The organism is Tepidibacter formicigenes DSM 15518, from assembly GCF_900142235.1.
GTDB lineage: Bacteria > Bacillota > Clostridia > Peptostreptococcales > Peptostreptococcaceae > Tepidibacter > Tepidibacter formicigenes.
In genome coordinates, this window is record NZ_FRAE01000011.1 from 1 (window position 1) to 14,227 (window position 14,227).

Here is a 14,227-nt window from a genome sequence, read left to right on the forward strand (position 1 = left end):
TCTATTTCTCAACTAAAAAACTTTATTCAAATCAAATCATCTAAAGTTAGAAATACTGTTTCTTTAAAAGCTGATGTTTTACTGGCTTGTATTTCTCAGTTAGTTGCGTTTGTTTTAATGTTTAAGACTAACAATATCCACAATCCTCTTGCTATTAAATCTTTAATTGCTTAAGTTTTTTTAAACTCTATATCCTTTTTAAAAAGGTTTTACTGAACCTTTATTTAACTGCGTCTTTTTTTGAATATTACTGTTAATAACTCTTTCTATTTAGTAATTTCAACTCAATTTTTCTGTGGATAACCTTTCACTCTATTTTGCAACTACCTATTTTAAAATGGTATTTTAAATCTTTTTAATATATATTCATCATTGTATACTCTATTTTCAAAATATTTTTTTCTCTGTTTTATTAAATTTTCATTAAGCATAATCTTTGCCATGGCTGGAGGAAAAAAAGGATTATGTTGTACTATATTCAATGCTTTAGCAATATTTTTAAATTCAAAATGAGAATAAATTAAACATAAAAAATTGTATATAAAATCTTCATTTGTAACTACATAAGGATGTTTTTTTCTAAAAAGATGTTTAATTTCAATTCTTGGCTCAACTATTATTTTGTAGCCAAAGCTCCATAATTTAAAACTTATTTCTTCATCTTCTTTTCCCCATACTTTAAAATAATTATCAAATCCTCCTATTTCATCAAATACATATTTTTTTATTCCAAAAAAACAACCACAACCAATAAAAGTTTCTGTTGTATTTTCTGGTCTTTCTTTATGCCATATAACTTCAAGTTTGTGATTCCAAGTCTGTCCATATCCTACTATTATATTATTTGAACTATTTATAATAGAAGGCACTACTGCATCAGCATTATTTTCCTCTAATGAATTAACTAATTCATCTATACAATAATTAGGAACTTGAACATGCGCATCACAAAAAAATAAATATTTTCCATTAGCTTCGTTAGCTCCTATATTTCTTGCTCTTGCAGCACCTATCCCTTGTGTTTTTATTAAATTAACATCATTATATTCTGTTTTTTCTAAAAATTCCGTACTTCTATCGATTGAATTATCATCTACTACTATAATTTCAAATTTAAGCTTGTTTTTTGAGTTTTTTAAAGAATCAATAGTTTTTTTTAAATTATTTACTTCATTTTTACAAGGAATAATAATTGATGCTTGTATATGGTTTTTTTCCGCTTTTTCATTATTATATTCTATTTGATTATTTTGAAAATCAGAGTTGATTTTTTCCTTTTTGATTTTCTTTTTTAAAAATTCAAGCATTCAATAACACCTCCTTAAATTAATAGCCAGATAAAATCTGGCTATTAATTATTATACTGTTGTTCCTTCTGGAAGTGGATTTTCTGGTACATAATGGAATACTTTAACCTTATATTTTAAGCTTGGATTTTCTATACCAAATAAAAATTGTCCAAATTCATCTGTAAATGCAAATGCAATTGGAATTAAATTATTAGTCGTTTCATCTACTACAAATAGCTTAACTGCAGCATTTTCAGCATAGTTACCATCTGGAAGTCTAACAACTCCATGAACTACAGACCTAAATTCCTCTTGCAAATTAACATCCATATCTAACTCTGTACCTGGTGTAAGATCTAAATCAATTAATTCAAGCTTAGTTGCAGCCATAATATAACTCCTTTCATACAATATATTAAGCAAATTTTTCTTTGCTCAATATATTGTATGAATATTAAATTTATTTGTGATTGCTTAACCTTTAAATGTTTTTATGAATAAAATAAATCAAGAGGTGATATATATGCTTAAGCTTAATAATAAGTATACTCATATTACAATTTTAATTACAGTTTCTATATTACCAACAATCATAGCATGTGTATGGTTTTTTAATATAGATAAAAAAACTACAGTAGATTTGACAATTAAATCCTTATATACAATAGGAACAGAACAAGAAAAAAAAATAGCAGACTGGTTTAATAACATAGTTTATGATATGAATTTTTTAAAGGAAATAAATTCAGTTAAAAATCTTGAAAAGGAGAAATTAGCTCAAATTATAGAGTATATAAAAACAAATAGAGATATATATAAAGATATTTTTATATTAGATAAAGATTTTAATATAATATATGGATATAATTATAATAATGAAAATTTTAAAGAAAAAAAACATGTTCGAGATGCTATTGCTGGAAATACATCTTTTTCAGATATAATATTTTCTTCAAGCGATACCTTTATAGAAGTTACAGTCCCTATATATAATAACAGTTCAATAATTGGAGTAATTTGTTCAAAAATTAATATATCTTCTTTAAATTCAATAATGCAATTTTCAAGACTAATGAATGAGTCAACCGAAAGCTACATTGTAGATAAGCACGGAACATTTATAACAGAATCAAGGTTTATACCCGATGCAATTGGTAAAAAACGAGTTGATATTGCAAATGTTAAATTAAATATTGATTATTCAAACGAAACTCCTTATTTAGATTATAGGCACACTCCAGTATATGGGCTTTACTTTAACCTTCCATACAATAATTGGACATTAATAATAGAACAAGATGCAAGTGATATTCATAGTAATAATAACGAAATAATGAAAACTGGAGAAATACTATCTGTATTAGAAATTGTTTTAGTAGGAATTTTCCAAAAATTCTTAAAAACAAAATTTAAAATTCCTGAAGAAGATGAAAATGATGAAAATTAAAAAAATTGCTAGATTGCTATAATGCAATCTAGCAATTTTTTTAATTTTCATCTTCTTTCTTCTTATATTTTTCATCAGAAAACCAAGTACCTTCTTTTGGATTAGATATTATTCCTGCTAAAGATAATAATCCTAAGAATCCTATTACAAGTTCACTATAGTTACCAGGTAAAATCAGATTAATATCATATACCTTTAAGCTATCAAGTAAAATTGGTATAAATGAAAATAAAGCTAACCAAAGACCATAATTTTTCCATCTATTCATATCAAAACCTCCATGTAAAATATTTGTTCTTAATAAATATATATTCAAATTTATTTTTAATGTTATTCATAAGTTGAAAATATTATAATTGTATAGCAAAAAACTGCCATGGCATTTTTTGTCACCATGACAGTTTTTTTACATAATCTTAAATACAAGTAGACTTATTTCTTCCCTGTTCCTTTGATTTATATAATGCGCAATCAGCTCGTTTGATCGCCTTTTCTATACTGTAATTATCTTTATCTGTTATTTCAGATATTCCAAAACTTACAGTATATTTTATATTTTTATTTGTAGATTTAATAAACACTTTGTTTTTTTCTATTTGTTTTCTAACTTTTTCTGATTTTTTTAATCCTTCTTCTTTACCTACATTCTTTAGCAATATAACAAATTCTTCACCACCTAATCTTGCAACAATATCATACTTTCTTATATTTATTTTTAATATATTTGAAAAATGCTTCAAAACTTTATCCCCAACATCATGACCATAAGTATCATTAATTTCTTTAAAATTATCTATATCTGCCATTATAATGACTAGTTTACCACCATTTCTTATTATTCTTTGAATTTCTTTATTAGCTTCTTTCCAAAATGCTCTTCTATTATATAAATTAGTTAACTCATCATACATTGCAAGCCTTTTAGTTTTAGATAGTGCTCTTTTAAGTTTTTGTCTTAACTTCTTTTCATCCGTTATATCTTGACCTATACCTACTATCCTATATATCTTACCTTCTGAATTATATACAGGAGTAATTTTTGCTTTTATCCATTTCATGCCATGGTCTGTTTTTATTCTAAGTTCTTTTTTTATAATCTTTTTTGTTTCTAATTCTTTTAGCATATTGTCTAAAGTTAATTCACTATCAACCATTTTCTTATCATATGGATGGAGCATTTTTGTCCATATCCTTGGATTAGCTTTTATTTCTTCATAATCAAAGTTAACATATTTTTTAAATGCATCATTTACATAAAGTATTTCTTTGTTATCTATACTTTCTAAAAATACAATTTCTTCAATTCCCTGTGTTATTTGAGTCATTATTTCTTTTTGATTTTTTGATTTTTCTTCTATTTTTTTTATATCTGTAATATCATTAAATATAGTTACAAAATATCCCTTTTTAGGTGAATATACATAAATTTTATACCACTTATCCCAAATATCAAAATATTGTACTATTTCATCCTTTTTCGCATTTAATGCTATATCAGAATAATACTCTATCAAATTAAATCCGCTTTTTTCTATTTCTGTTATAACTTCAGTGACTTTTTTTCCTAATATGCTACTTCTTTTTAATCCCGTTAAATTCTCAAATGCAGAGTTCACATAAATATACTCATAATCAATAGGCTTTTTATCTTTATCCAATATTATTTTATGATAAGCAAAAGCATTTTGCATATTTTCTACTAAAAAATAATCCTTCATTTTCCTAACACCAACTTATAATTGATTTTAGGCAGTAAGCTTTAAGCCTACTGCCCTATAGTATTATACTTTAAAACGATTTACTATTTCCATCATGTCTATAGCTGTTTCACTTAATAATTGAGCTGTTGATGCTACATCTTGTGATGATGAAGTAAACTCTTGTGATGATGCTGCTACTTCTTCAGTTGCTGCTGAATTTTCTTCTGTTACTGCACTTACCTGTTCTACTCTTTCCATAACTATATCTTTAGACTTTACAATTTCATCCATGGCATCATATGTTCTTTTCATAAGAGGGGTTATATTTTCAATAGATGCTAGTATGTCAGCAAAGGACTTTACAGTATTTTTTAAAGATATTGTTTGTTCTTTTACAGATTGTTCTACATTTTTTGAAGTATAAATAACTTCATTTGTATCTTTATTAATAGAAGATACTAAGCTTATAATCTTTTCTGTAGACATTTTTGATTCTTCTGCTAATTTGCGAACTTCTTCCGCTACTACTGCAAACCCTCTACCATGTTCTCCTGCTTTTGCTGCTTCTATAGCTGCATTAAGTGCCAATAAATTAGTTTGCTCTGATATTGATGATATTATTTCTGTAATACCACTTATTTCTTTAACAGAATTTGTTAAAGTTTCTACTTTACTTATAACTAATTCAAAAGCATCTTTTATATCTTCAATAGATTTAATTAATATGTCCATTTCTTTTTTACCTATGTTAGCTTTATTTTCTGTATTTTCTGATTCATTTTTTACATTTTGAAGCTCTTTATATACATTCTCTATATTGTTTGTTAATTCCAATAAAGAATTTGCAATGTCTGTTAAATCTTGTGCTTGATTTGTAGCTCCATTTGCTACCTCTTGCATTGTAGAAGCAAGTTCTTGTGATGATGCTGATAATTCTTGTGATATAATAGAAAGATTTTGAGATTGTCCTGTTACTTTATTAGAGCTTTCCTTTATATCATTTAATGTTTTTTTCATATTCTTAATAGCTTTTGCAAGATAACGATTCATTTTAGCAAATTCATTTTTACCATCTTCTTCTAAATTAACAGTAAAATCATAATCTGAAAGTTTTTTAAGTACATTATCTATTTTCTCCATTGAATTTTTCAGTATTATCAATAAAATAAATATTAAAATTCCTATAGTAGATACAATTGCTATTGATATAGTTCTAAATAATTTTTTTGTTTTAACATATGAATAATTAGCTTTATCAATAGATTTTTTTGCCATATATTCATTTATATTTATTAATTTATTAATATTTTCTTGAGCTTTTAAAGAATAGTTTGCTGTATTTACAATTTCTTCTTCAGTTATAGGAATTCCATTTTTCAACTTATCTATTAATTTATATCCTTCATCTAAATATAATTTATAATTACTTTCAATTTTATCAAGCAATTGTCTTTCTTCATTTGTTAAATTGTAATTTTTATATGTATTAAAACTTTCAACTATTTTTTCTATTTGATTTTCTATATTACTAACTACAATTTCATCATATTTATTTGAATACACAATTTTAGTCATATTAAGTCTTATTATATAAAATTCTGTTTCAATCTCTTTTAATTTGACTGATGTTAACATATTTTTATTATAAAGTAAATTCATATCGTTACTTAAAATTTCCATGTTATTTAAAGACGAGTATATTATATATCCTGTAGAAGTTGCTGTAATAATTAGTATTGTAAGTAATAAAGATGTTATCCTTATGTTTTTAAAAAAATTCTTACTTCTTTTTTTATTACTGTTATTCTCATTCATTTTAATTCCCTCCCTTTAAACTTTTTTATATATTATAAAGCCCTTTCCAAATTAGTAAATTACCGTTGGAAAGGGCTTTAAATGACTTTTGAGCAACCGGCTACCATAGTAAATTTACCTTAGGCCCTTGGCTTTGCGTCCCTATCTTTCGACAGGTTTGCCCTTAATAATAATAAAATAGTACTTTTGTACTATTTTATCATATTTTCTCTCATTTTTCTATTTTTTAATTTAATAATTCTAATAATTTTTTACCTTTATGCTCTACCTGTTCTTATAATGTTAGCAAATTCATTAGGTAAAATACTTTCCTCTATTGCTTTTGCTGTTTTTTCATAATCGTAAAAAACTTCTACAACTTCTACACTCACACTTTCAGATTTAACATCAAGAATTACATAGTTAGCATTGGGATTTCCTGTTTTTGGCTTTCCTACACTTCCACTATTTACAAGCATTTTTTCTCCATACATTTTATAATAAGGAATATGAGTATGACCACATACTAAAATATCTTCAGTAAAGCATTCCATAACTTCTTTAGCTTCTTGAGAATTCTCTTTTAAGTACTCATTTAATTTTCTTGGACTTCCATGAACAAATGTAATAGTTCTTCCTTCAAATGTTAAAATCATTTTTTTTGGAAGATTTGCTAAAAATTCTTTATTTTCTTCACTCGTATTTTCAATACTCCATTGAAGAGAACTTATAGCATTTTCTGCATCCTTAGGGTCTGAATAATCACATCCACAGATAAACCTTATATTTCCCACTGCATCATCATAATTCCCCATTACAGTTAGTATATTTTCTTTTCTAATTAAATCTATAACTTCATTTGGAAATGTAGCATAACCTACTAAATCTCCAACGCAAACTGTTAAATCTAAGTTCTTTTCCTTTATATCATTTATTACAGTCTCTAAAGCATAAATATTGCTATGAATATCTGATATTACTGCTATTTTCATCTTTCGTATTCTCCTTTTAAAATTTAAATTACGTTTTAATAATTACAGCTTAATTTATATTTTTGTAAATACAATCTTCTTTAAAAAGAGTAGACTCAATTAAAATACTAAGTCTACTCCTTAAATATTTTACTTTTGAATAACTTTTTTTATTTCTTCAGGCTTTACAACTCTTCCTGATATTTTAACCTTTTCATCTACAACAAGTGCTGGTGTTTTCATAACTCCATATTTCATTATTTCTTTAAAATCTTCCACTTTTTCAATAGTAGCCTCAACTCCTAATTCTTCTAGTGCCTTTTGTGTGTTTTTATATAACACTTGACAATTTTTACATCCTCCACCTAAAATTTTAATAACCATAAAAACTCCTCCTTTTAAATTTATATTAATAAATGCGCTATAGCATTAAACATATAGCCAACTAAAATAATTGCAACTCCTGTAATAATAACAAATATTTTTATTAGCTTAGGCTTTATTACTTTTCTTAATAAAATCATTTCTGGAAGTGATAAAGCTGTTGTTGCCATCATAAAAGAAAGTGCTGTTCCTATTCCTACTCCCTTAAGAATTAAAGCTTCTGCTATAGGTATTGTTCCAAGGGCATTGGAATAAAGTGGTATTGCAAATACAACTGCAACAATTACTGCAAGAGGATTATGTGGTCCTGCATATTTTGCAAGAAGTGGTGCTGGTGCCCATCCATGTATTAATGCTCCAATTCCTATACCAATTATTAAGTAAATCCATATTCTTTTTATTATGTCTTTTACATTTTGAATAGCAAAATCTATTCTTTGCTTTCTTGTTAACTCTTCAATTTCAGATTCTCCCATTTTTATTTCGTATACATATTCCTCTACTTCTTTTTCTAACTTAAGACTTCCAATTAATATTCCTCCAACTACTCCAACAACTACTCCTGTTATAACATAAGCTATAGCTATTTTCCATCCAAATGAAGCTAAAAGTATTGCAAAGGCTGCTTCATTCACAATTGGTGATGTAATCAAAAATGAAAATGTTACTCCTAATGGTATTCCAGCTTCAACAAACCCTATAAAAAGTGGAACAGATGAGCAAGAACAAAATGGAGTTACAATTCCAAGAAGTGAAGCCATGATATTTCCTGTAACTCCACTAAATTTTTCTAATTTTTTCTTTGTTTTTTCTGGTGGAAAATAACTTCTAATATATGATATTGCAAATATCATTATTCCCAAAAGTATTATTATCTTTATAGTATCATAAAAGAAAAAATGTATACTTGATCCTAACTTTGATGCCATGGAAAATCCAAACACATTTTCAACAAACAGTCTTACTAAATTGTCAAGCCATTTAAATTGAAGAATTCCATTAAACCATTCTAACATATTAATTTCCCCCTAACTTTTCATTTATTTCTTTTATATTATTCACTAACATCTGCTCTATAATGTCTATAGCCTTAAGTATTTCAATGTTTTTAATACTATAGTGCATCCATAATCCATTTTTTTGTGCATTTAAAATTCCTGCATCTTTTAATATTTTTAAATGTTGTGATAAATTGGATTGGCTAAATTCTACATCTTTATTTAATTCGCATACACATAATTTTTTATCACTTAGTTTTTTTATAATTTTTAATCTTATAGGATGGGCTAATGCTTTAAATATTTTTACTTGCATATTATCTAAATCCATTTTTATCCTCCTTTTCCATATGATACATCCTATGAGTATATAAGTATTTTCTAATATAGTTATATAATATGCCAAACACATTGTCAACATATATTTAATTGATTTTATACTTAAACAATAATAAAATATTTATATTTTTATATATTGTATACATAAATTTAGTTATATTCTTTGAAGGGAAATATAAAAGCAGTTAATAGATTTTAAATACTATCTATTAACTATACAAGTGCAAAAATACTTCAATAAATTTCCATACTTGCTTTACTTTCTTGTGATAGTTTAGTTTTACCTTATTCAATAGAAATTTATGATAAAAATAATATGAGTAAAATAGAAATAGTTTCTAATATAATTAAATCACTTCCAAGGCCAGTTAAAGATGGATATGTTCTTTGTGATAGCTGGTATAGTTGTAAAAAATTATTCGATGCATCAGCTGAATCTGGATACACATATATTGGAGCTATTAAAACAAATAGAGTAATCTATCCAAAAGGTCATGAACGATTAGGGGCTAAGCTTAATAAGTATGCCTGTAGTTTAGATAAAGAAGTCTTCGACTTAGTCACCGTCAAAGGCAAAGAATACTATATTTATAACTATGTTGGTAAACTAAACGATATAAAAAAAGTATCAATAGTATTAAGTTATCCTAAAGGCTCATTTCATGAAGATGGATATTTAAAAGCATTTATTTCATTAGATACATCATTAGCACCTTTAGATATATTAAATCAATACATAGACAGATGGATAATAGAGTCATTTTTTAGAGATTGTAAGAAGAATTTAGGATTAAATGGTTATCAAGTTAGAAGCCAAAAAAGTATTATAAGATACTTAATAATAATGTTAATAGCTTATACTTATTCCAAATTATATTCAGGCGTAGCCTTTAATTTCAATACTGGATTTAGAAAAAATGCAGAACGATTTAAGAAAATCACAAGTTATTAGCATCTATAATGCCGCAATAAAAGGTAAGTCTATTAATAAAATTTTTGAGACCTTGAAAATTGCATAGAAATCCTTTTGCCTATTCGATTGTAAAAAATTTCAAGTAAAATTGCACTTTTATATAGTAATAAATAAAATAAATACTATAATCAAAATCTTTTTTTCATTTACTCCGAATTCTCCTGTATGAGCAATTCTTTTCTTTGATCCCCCTGAAAAGTTTAAATTTCCTATGATTTTCCCATCTATCTCTGCTACTATAAATAGAGTATTATTTTTATTTCCTTCATAAACCATCCCCCCCACAATATTTTTTTATTTTTGTTAGTATTATTAGTTTTATGATTATTTCTTTAATATAGTATTTTCTCAAAAGCTACTCTTTTACTTCTATCTTCTAAATAAATTATTCCACAATACTGAAATTTGTTTTTCTCAAGTAACTTTTGCATAGATATGTTTTCTTCGTGTGTATCTACTTTGATACTATGTACACCTTTATTTAAACAAAGCTGCTCTACATTTTTGATAATCTCAGATGCTACTCCTAATCCTTTATAATTTTTATTAACAGCTATTCTATGAATAACTGCATATTCATTATTACTAATCCATTCCCCCTCATAAATGGAGTCATATGTTTTTTCTCCATCAAAACAAACCGCTACAGTAGCAACAATATTATTGTCTCTTATCAACACATAACTATTTTTATTAGCAATATCACTGCTTATTGTTTCAACGTTAGGATAATTATCCTGCCATTGATTAATCCCATGTTCTTTAAAGTAAACTTGTGCCTGTTTAATAATGTTCATTATATCATTAATATCTGTTTCAACTGCTTTTCTAAATTCCATTTCATATCCTCCTTGAGGTTATATATTTATATTAACAATTATACTATATTTAATATGTAAAACTAAAGGAGTAGATTTTTATATTCTCTACTCCTTTTTTATAATGAATAGGAAATTATAATCCTTTTAAATTGTAGATAAATATAATTTCCGTTATGAATTTCAAAAAAGTCTACATTTAAAATCTTTAGACTAAAGACTTTTTTATAATTTATATTAACTTTTCATCATATATGTTCAAAAGCCCTACTTTTTTAACTCTTTCATATAAAACTTGTTTATCTATAGAATATAAACCTTTTTCCTTCATTCTTTCAAAATAAATTGATCCTGCAAATGTAAATCTTAATTTATTTCCATCTTCTTTGTGCATCATTTCATTTGAGTAAGATATCATATCTCCTGTTGTTAAGTTAACTGGAAGTTGCAAAAGAGGAATCCCTATTATATTTCTAACACTGTTGTTCCCTGCTAAATATCCTGTAACTATTGCTTCAGTGTGCCCAACATAGAATCCACTTTTTTCTCCTGCAACAAATAAATTATCTACCCCTATTACCTTCATGTTGTTATCTCTTGGAGCAATAGATAAATACCTTATAGAATTTCCAAGACCAGCTGAATATGGATCTTCAAATTTAGCATTTTCAAATCCTTTTATTTTTCTAAGTTTTTCTAATGGATAAAAAGGTGCCATAAGCTTTGCATGGCCTGTATCAAGAAGAACTATATTTTTTGCAAAAGCATCAAGTGCATACTGCTGACATACTTTTATATCTAGTTTTCCTTTATTAATTTGTTCTTTTGGTAATGATATTACAGCTACCCCTTTATTATTAAGTTTTTCTCTTATTTCCTTACTTAAAGACTCCTTATTTAATTTGATAGATCCACTAAAAGCTCCATAAGTTCCATTTTTTCTTTGTCCTATCATATCCTCGATTCCACATTTTTTTGTTATACTTACTCTTCCTCCAAAAGATGGACATCTTAAAACACACATTGAGCATCCATTTCCGTACTTAAGACAATTTCCCATAGGTCCTGTAGATCCTGTAGTCTCTATAAAGGAATCTCCTTCTATTTGTGTTTCATTTTGAAGAACAACTGCTTTTATTTTTTTATCTTCCATTTTCACATCTACAACTCTAGAGCTAAAAAGTATCTTTATATTCATATCTAATATTTTTCTTCTTACAGCACTTTCAATCAAAGTAACATCATATAGGCTTGCATGTACACGGTTTGTAAAATTGCAACATTGACTAAAAGTGCAGTATTTACATTAGAAGATGAAAAATATAAATTATCTCATCATAATACTATTGAAAAACGTATAAAAAAATTAAGTTTCTTTTATTTCTATTTGCCATGGAATCTTTAGAGTATCAAAACTCATTGTATCAGACTTAAATCAGAAAAACTAGTTCTTTAACATAACCCAAAGTGCGGAAGAACCAATTAAATTTTACCACTAACAATATATCAACCTAATTCAAAAATCTGTTTAAAAAATACTTTTTATTAAACACTCTTTTACTTGGCATAAAACTAAAAATTAAATACTAATAATTTATATCTAACCTATATTCTTTTTCTCCTAAATTTTGAGCAAATCTCAATAAATAACCATCTGGATCCATAATTAAAAATTCTTTCTGACCCATTAATTTATTATGAACTCTATACCAATTCTCTTGTATTTCTATTTTAATTGAATAATCATTCGTTTTTATGTTTTTGTATAATTCATCAATGTTATCTACTTCTATTTGAAAGTTAATTCCTCTACCAAAAGGATATGATAAATTTCCAGTCTCCCAATATCGATTTATCTCTTCAATCATGATTTGAGAATCATTTAGTGATAATAAAGCAAACTTATCCTCTTTTCGTTCATACTCTAACTTAAATGAAAGAATATTTAAATAAAAATATAGACTTCTGTTTATATCTGAAACAGATAATTCTGGTATTAACGCATTAAATTTAAACATAATAATTACCCTCCTTTCCATAGTAATATGCAGATATAACTACATTTTTACTTTTACATTTAGGACTCTTTCAATACCACTCATTTAAAATTATAAATAAGATAAATAAAATGTTAAAAATACTTATTAAAAAATATGCTATCCTCCTCTTTAGTTCAAATTATATAAAATAAATATATTAATTTTAAAAGTATATCAATTTCTTCCTTTAAAAACAAAATTAGTCCTAAAATTAAATGTTATAATCATTTTACAATTTCATCCATATAAATTCAATGAAAAATAATATTTCTTTCACTTTTGATGAGCTTATAGATTATTTTTTTACTTAAGAGTTTATAAATATTCAAAGTTGATCTTTTAATATTTTTTTAATATTTATTGACCTTTACCTAAGGCTAAGGTTTATACTTTTAATTGAAAAAGTTATTATGAGGTGAAGAAATGAAAAAACAGTACAGTATAAATGAAATAGCACAAATCTTAAATATATCAACAAATAAACTTAGATTTTATGAAAAAAAAGGATTAATTAATCCAGTAAGAGATGATACTAACAACTATCGTTATTATACCGAAGAAAATTTAGTAAAAATTCAAACTATACTAATGTATAGAACATTAAATTTAACTATAAAAGATATACAAAACCTAATGAAAAATTGTACCAAGAACAATACAATAAATCATTTTTATAATCAATGGGAAGTAATTAATGATGAAATGCAAAGAATGAGATTAATAAAAACATGCCTTGAAGAGACAATGGACTTAATATATGAATCAGATGAATATAATTTTCTTAACAGTATAATAAAATCTGTTAAAAAACTTAATGATATTCAAAAGATAAAAAATAATTGGAAAGATAGATGGAATTTTGACAGTTGGGCTAAAACATATGATGAATCAATAAAAGAAAACAAAGGAAAATTAAAAATTTATAAAAATTATGAAAAAATATTAGATGAGGTTTTTAAAAAAGCTATAGAAAATACGAAAAATGATATGAAATTATTGGAAATAGGAGTAGGAACAGGTAACCTAGCAAAGAGATTTTTAGAAAAAGGTTACAATATTATTGGAGTAGATCAATCTAGAGAAATGCTTAATATTGCTAAAGAAAAATTTCCTAAATTAAAGCTAAGACTAGGAGAATTCTTAAAACTTCCTTTTGAAAACAATGCTTTTGATTGTATTGTATCTAGTTACGCCCTACACCATTTAAATGATGAAGAAAAAAAAATTGCAATAAAAGAGATGTTACGAGTTCTTAAATTAGATGGAAAAATAATAATAGGAGACTTAATGTTTGAAAATAAAAAAAATAAAAAAGAAATTTTAGATAGCTTTACACAAGAACAGATTGTTGAAGTTGAAGATGAATATTACTCTAATATAGATTTTTTAAAAGAGGAATTTAAAAAACATGGTAAAAAAATCAACTATACTAGAATTGATCAGTTAAACTATGTAGTTAAATTCTATTAAAAGTA

The 14,227-nt window shown here is 25.6% G+C and carries 16 protein-coding genes, 1 pseudogene and 1 riboswitch; of the genes and pseudogenes, 3 read left to right on the forward strand and 14 right to left on the reverse strand.

Going from position 1 to position 14,227, the window contains the following annotated elements; genetic code table 11:
- Positions 1-332: 332 nt before the first annotated feature.
- Positions 333-1,307 (reverse strand): glycosyltransferase family 2 protein, encoded by a 975-nt coding sequence (locus tag BUA77_RS03065; protein WP_084605450.1) that lies wholly within the window; start codon positions 1,305-1,307, stop codon positions 333-335.
- Positions 1,308-1,358: 51 nt separating this feature from the next.
- A complete protein-coding gene (locus tag BUA77_RS03070) occupies positions 1,359-1,679 on the reverse strand; it encodes a hypothetical protein (protein ID WP_072887209.1) in 321 nt (106 codons plus the stop codon).
- A 133-nt stretch (positions 1,680-1,812) separates the two neighbouring features.
- Here BUA77_RS03070 and BUA77_RS03075 point away from each other — a divergent pair, with 133 nt between their 5' ends.
- Entirely contained in the window at positions 1,813-2,736 is a 924-nt protein-coding gene (locus BUA77_RS03075) for a cache domain-containing protein (RefSeq protein ID WP_072887211.1), read from the forward strand.
- Positions 2,737-2,776: 40 nt separating this feature from the next.
- Here BUA77_RS03075 and BUA77_RS03080 read toward each other — a convergent pair whose 3' ends face one another.
- The 7 genes from BUA77_RS03080 to BUA77_RS03110 all read right to left on the reverse strand — a co-directional run bounded on the left by BUA77_RS03080 (position 2,777) and on the right by BUA77_RS03110 (position 8,914).
- Positions 2,777-3,004 carry a hypothetical protein gene (locus BUA77_RS03080; protein WP_072887214.1) on the reverse strand — a complete coding sequence of 76 codons (228 nt, stop codon included), beginning with the start codon at positions 3,002-3,004 and terminating at the stop codon, positions 2,777-2,779.
- 148 nt (positions 3,005-3,152) lie between these two features.
- Positions 3,153-4,454, reverse strand: coding sequence for a sensor domain-containing diguanylate cyclase (locus BUA77_RS03085; RefSeq protein WP_072887216.1), 1,302 nt, complete (start codon positions 4,452-4,454; stop codon positions 3,153-3,155).
- Positions 4,455-4,517: 63 nt separating this feature from the next.
- Positions 4,518-6,251 carry a methyl-accepting chemotaxis protein gene (locus BUA77_RS03090; protein ID WP_072887217.1) on the reverse strand — a complete coding sequence of 578 codons (1,734 nt, stop codon included), beginning with the start codon at positions 6,249-6,251 and terminating at the stop codon, positions 4,518-4,520.
- 88 nt (positions 6,252-6,339) lie between these two features.
- A riboswitch (cyclic di-GMP riboswitch) is annotated at positions 6,340-6,423 on the reverse strand.
- A gap of 85 nt (positions 6,424-6,508) precedes the next feature.
- On the reverse strand, positions 6,509-7,222 hold the full coding sequence (locus BUA77_RS03095; protein ID WP_072887218.1) for a metallophosphoesterase family protein: 714 nt from the start codon (positions 7,220-7,222) through the stop codon (positions 6,509-6,511).
- Positions 7,223-7,351: 129 nt separating this feature from the next.
- Positions 7,352-7,585, reverse strand: a complete 234-nt coding sequence (locus BUA77_RS03100) for a thioredoxin family protein (RefSeq protein WP_072887220.1) — start codon at positions 7,583-7,585, stop codon at positions 7,352-7,354.
- A 20-nt stretch (positions 7,586-7,605) separates the two neighbouring features.
- Positions 7,606-8,601: a permease gene (locus tag BUA77_RS03105; protein WP_072887222.1), complete on the reverse strand. Its 996-nt coding sequence runs from the start codon at positions 8,599-8,601 to the stop codon at positions 7,606-7,608.
- 1 nt (position 8,602) lies between these two features.
- The gene (locus BUA77_RS03110) at positions 8,603-8,914 is read right to left on the reverse strand and encodes an ArsR/SmtB family transcription factor (protein WP_072887224.1); all 312 of its coding nucleotides are present in this window, start codon (positions 8,912-8,914) and stop codon (positions 8,603-8,605) included.
- Positions 8,915-9,238: 324 nt separating this feature from the next.
- Between BUA77_RS03110 and BUA77_RS03115 the strand changes: the two genes are divergently transcribed.
- The gene (locus tag BUA77_RS03115) at positions 9,239-9,874 is read left to right on the forward strand and encodes a transposase (protein WP_072887227.1); all 636 of its coding nucleotides are present in this window, start codon (positions 9,239-9,241) and stop codon (positions 9,872-9,874) included.
- 117 nt (positions 9,875-9,991) lie between these two features.
- Here the strand turns inward: BUA77_RS03115 and BUA77_RS14335 are convergent, their stop codons facing one another.
- The 5 genes and pseudogenes from BUA77_RS14335 to BUA77_RS03135 form a co-directional block, all read right to left on the reverse strand.
- Positions 9,992-10,171 carry a hypothetical protein gene (locus BUA77_RS14335; protein ID WP_242939072.1) on the reverse strand — a complete coding sequence of 60 codons (180 nt, stop codon included), beginning with the start codon at positions 10,169-10,171 and terminating at the stop codon, positions 9,992-9,994.
- Positions 10,172-10,227: 56 nt separating this feature from the next.
- Positions 10,228-10,734, reverse strand: a complete 507-nt coding sequence (locus BUA77_RS03125; protein ID WP_072887229.1) for a GNAT family N-acetyltransferase — start codon at positions 10,732-10,734, stop codon at positions 10,228-10,230.
- Between the two features lie 211 nt (positions 10,735-10,945).
- The gene (locus BUA77_RS14645; RefSeq protein WP_330389983.1) at positions 10,946-11,431 is read right to left on the reverse strand and encodes an FAD-dependent oxidoreductase; all 486 of its coding nucleotides are present in this window, start codon (positions 11,429-11,431) and stop codon (positions 10,946-10,948) included.
- Between the two features lie 147 nt (positions 11,432-11,578).
- Positions 11,579-11,959 (reverse strand): annotated as a pseudogene (locus BUA77_RS14650) (FAD-dependent oxidoreductase); the annotation flags it as partial.
- Positions 11,960-12,299: 340 nt separating this feature from the next.
- Entirely contained in the window at positions 12,300-12,731 is a 432-nt protein-coding gene (locus BUA77_RS03135; RefSeq protein WP_072887233.1) for a bleomycin resistance protein, read from the reverse strand.
- A 444-nt stretch (positions 12,732-13,175) separates the two neighbouring features.
- On the opposite strand from BUA77_RS03135, the gene BUA77_RS03140 reads away from it, so the two are divergent.
- Positions 13,176-14,222: a MerR family transcriptional regulator gene (locus BUA77_RS03140; RefSeq protein WP_072887235.1), complete on the forward strand. Its 1,047-nt coding sequence runs from the start codon at positions 13,176-13,178 to the stop codon at positions 14,220-14,222.
- Positions 14,223-14,227: the final 5 nt, after the last annotated feature.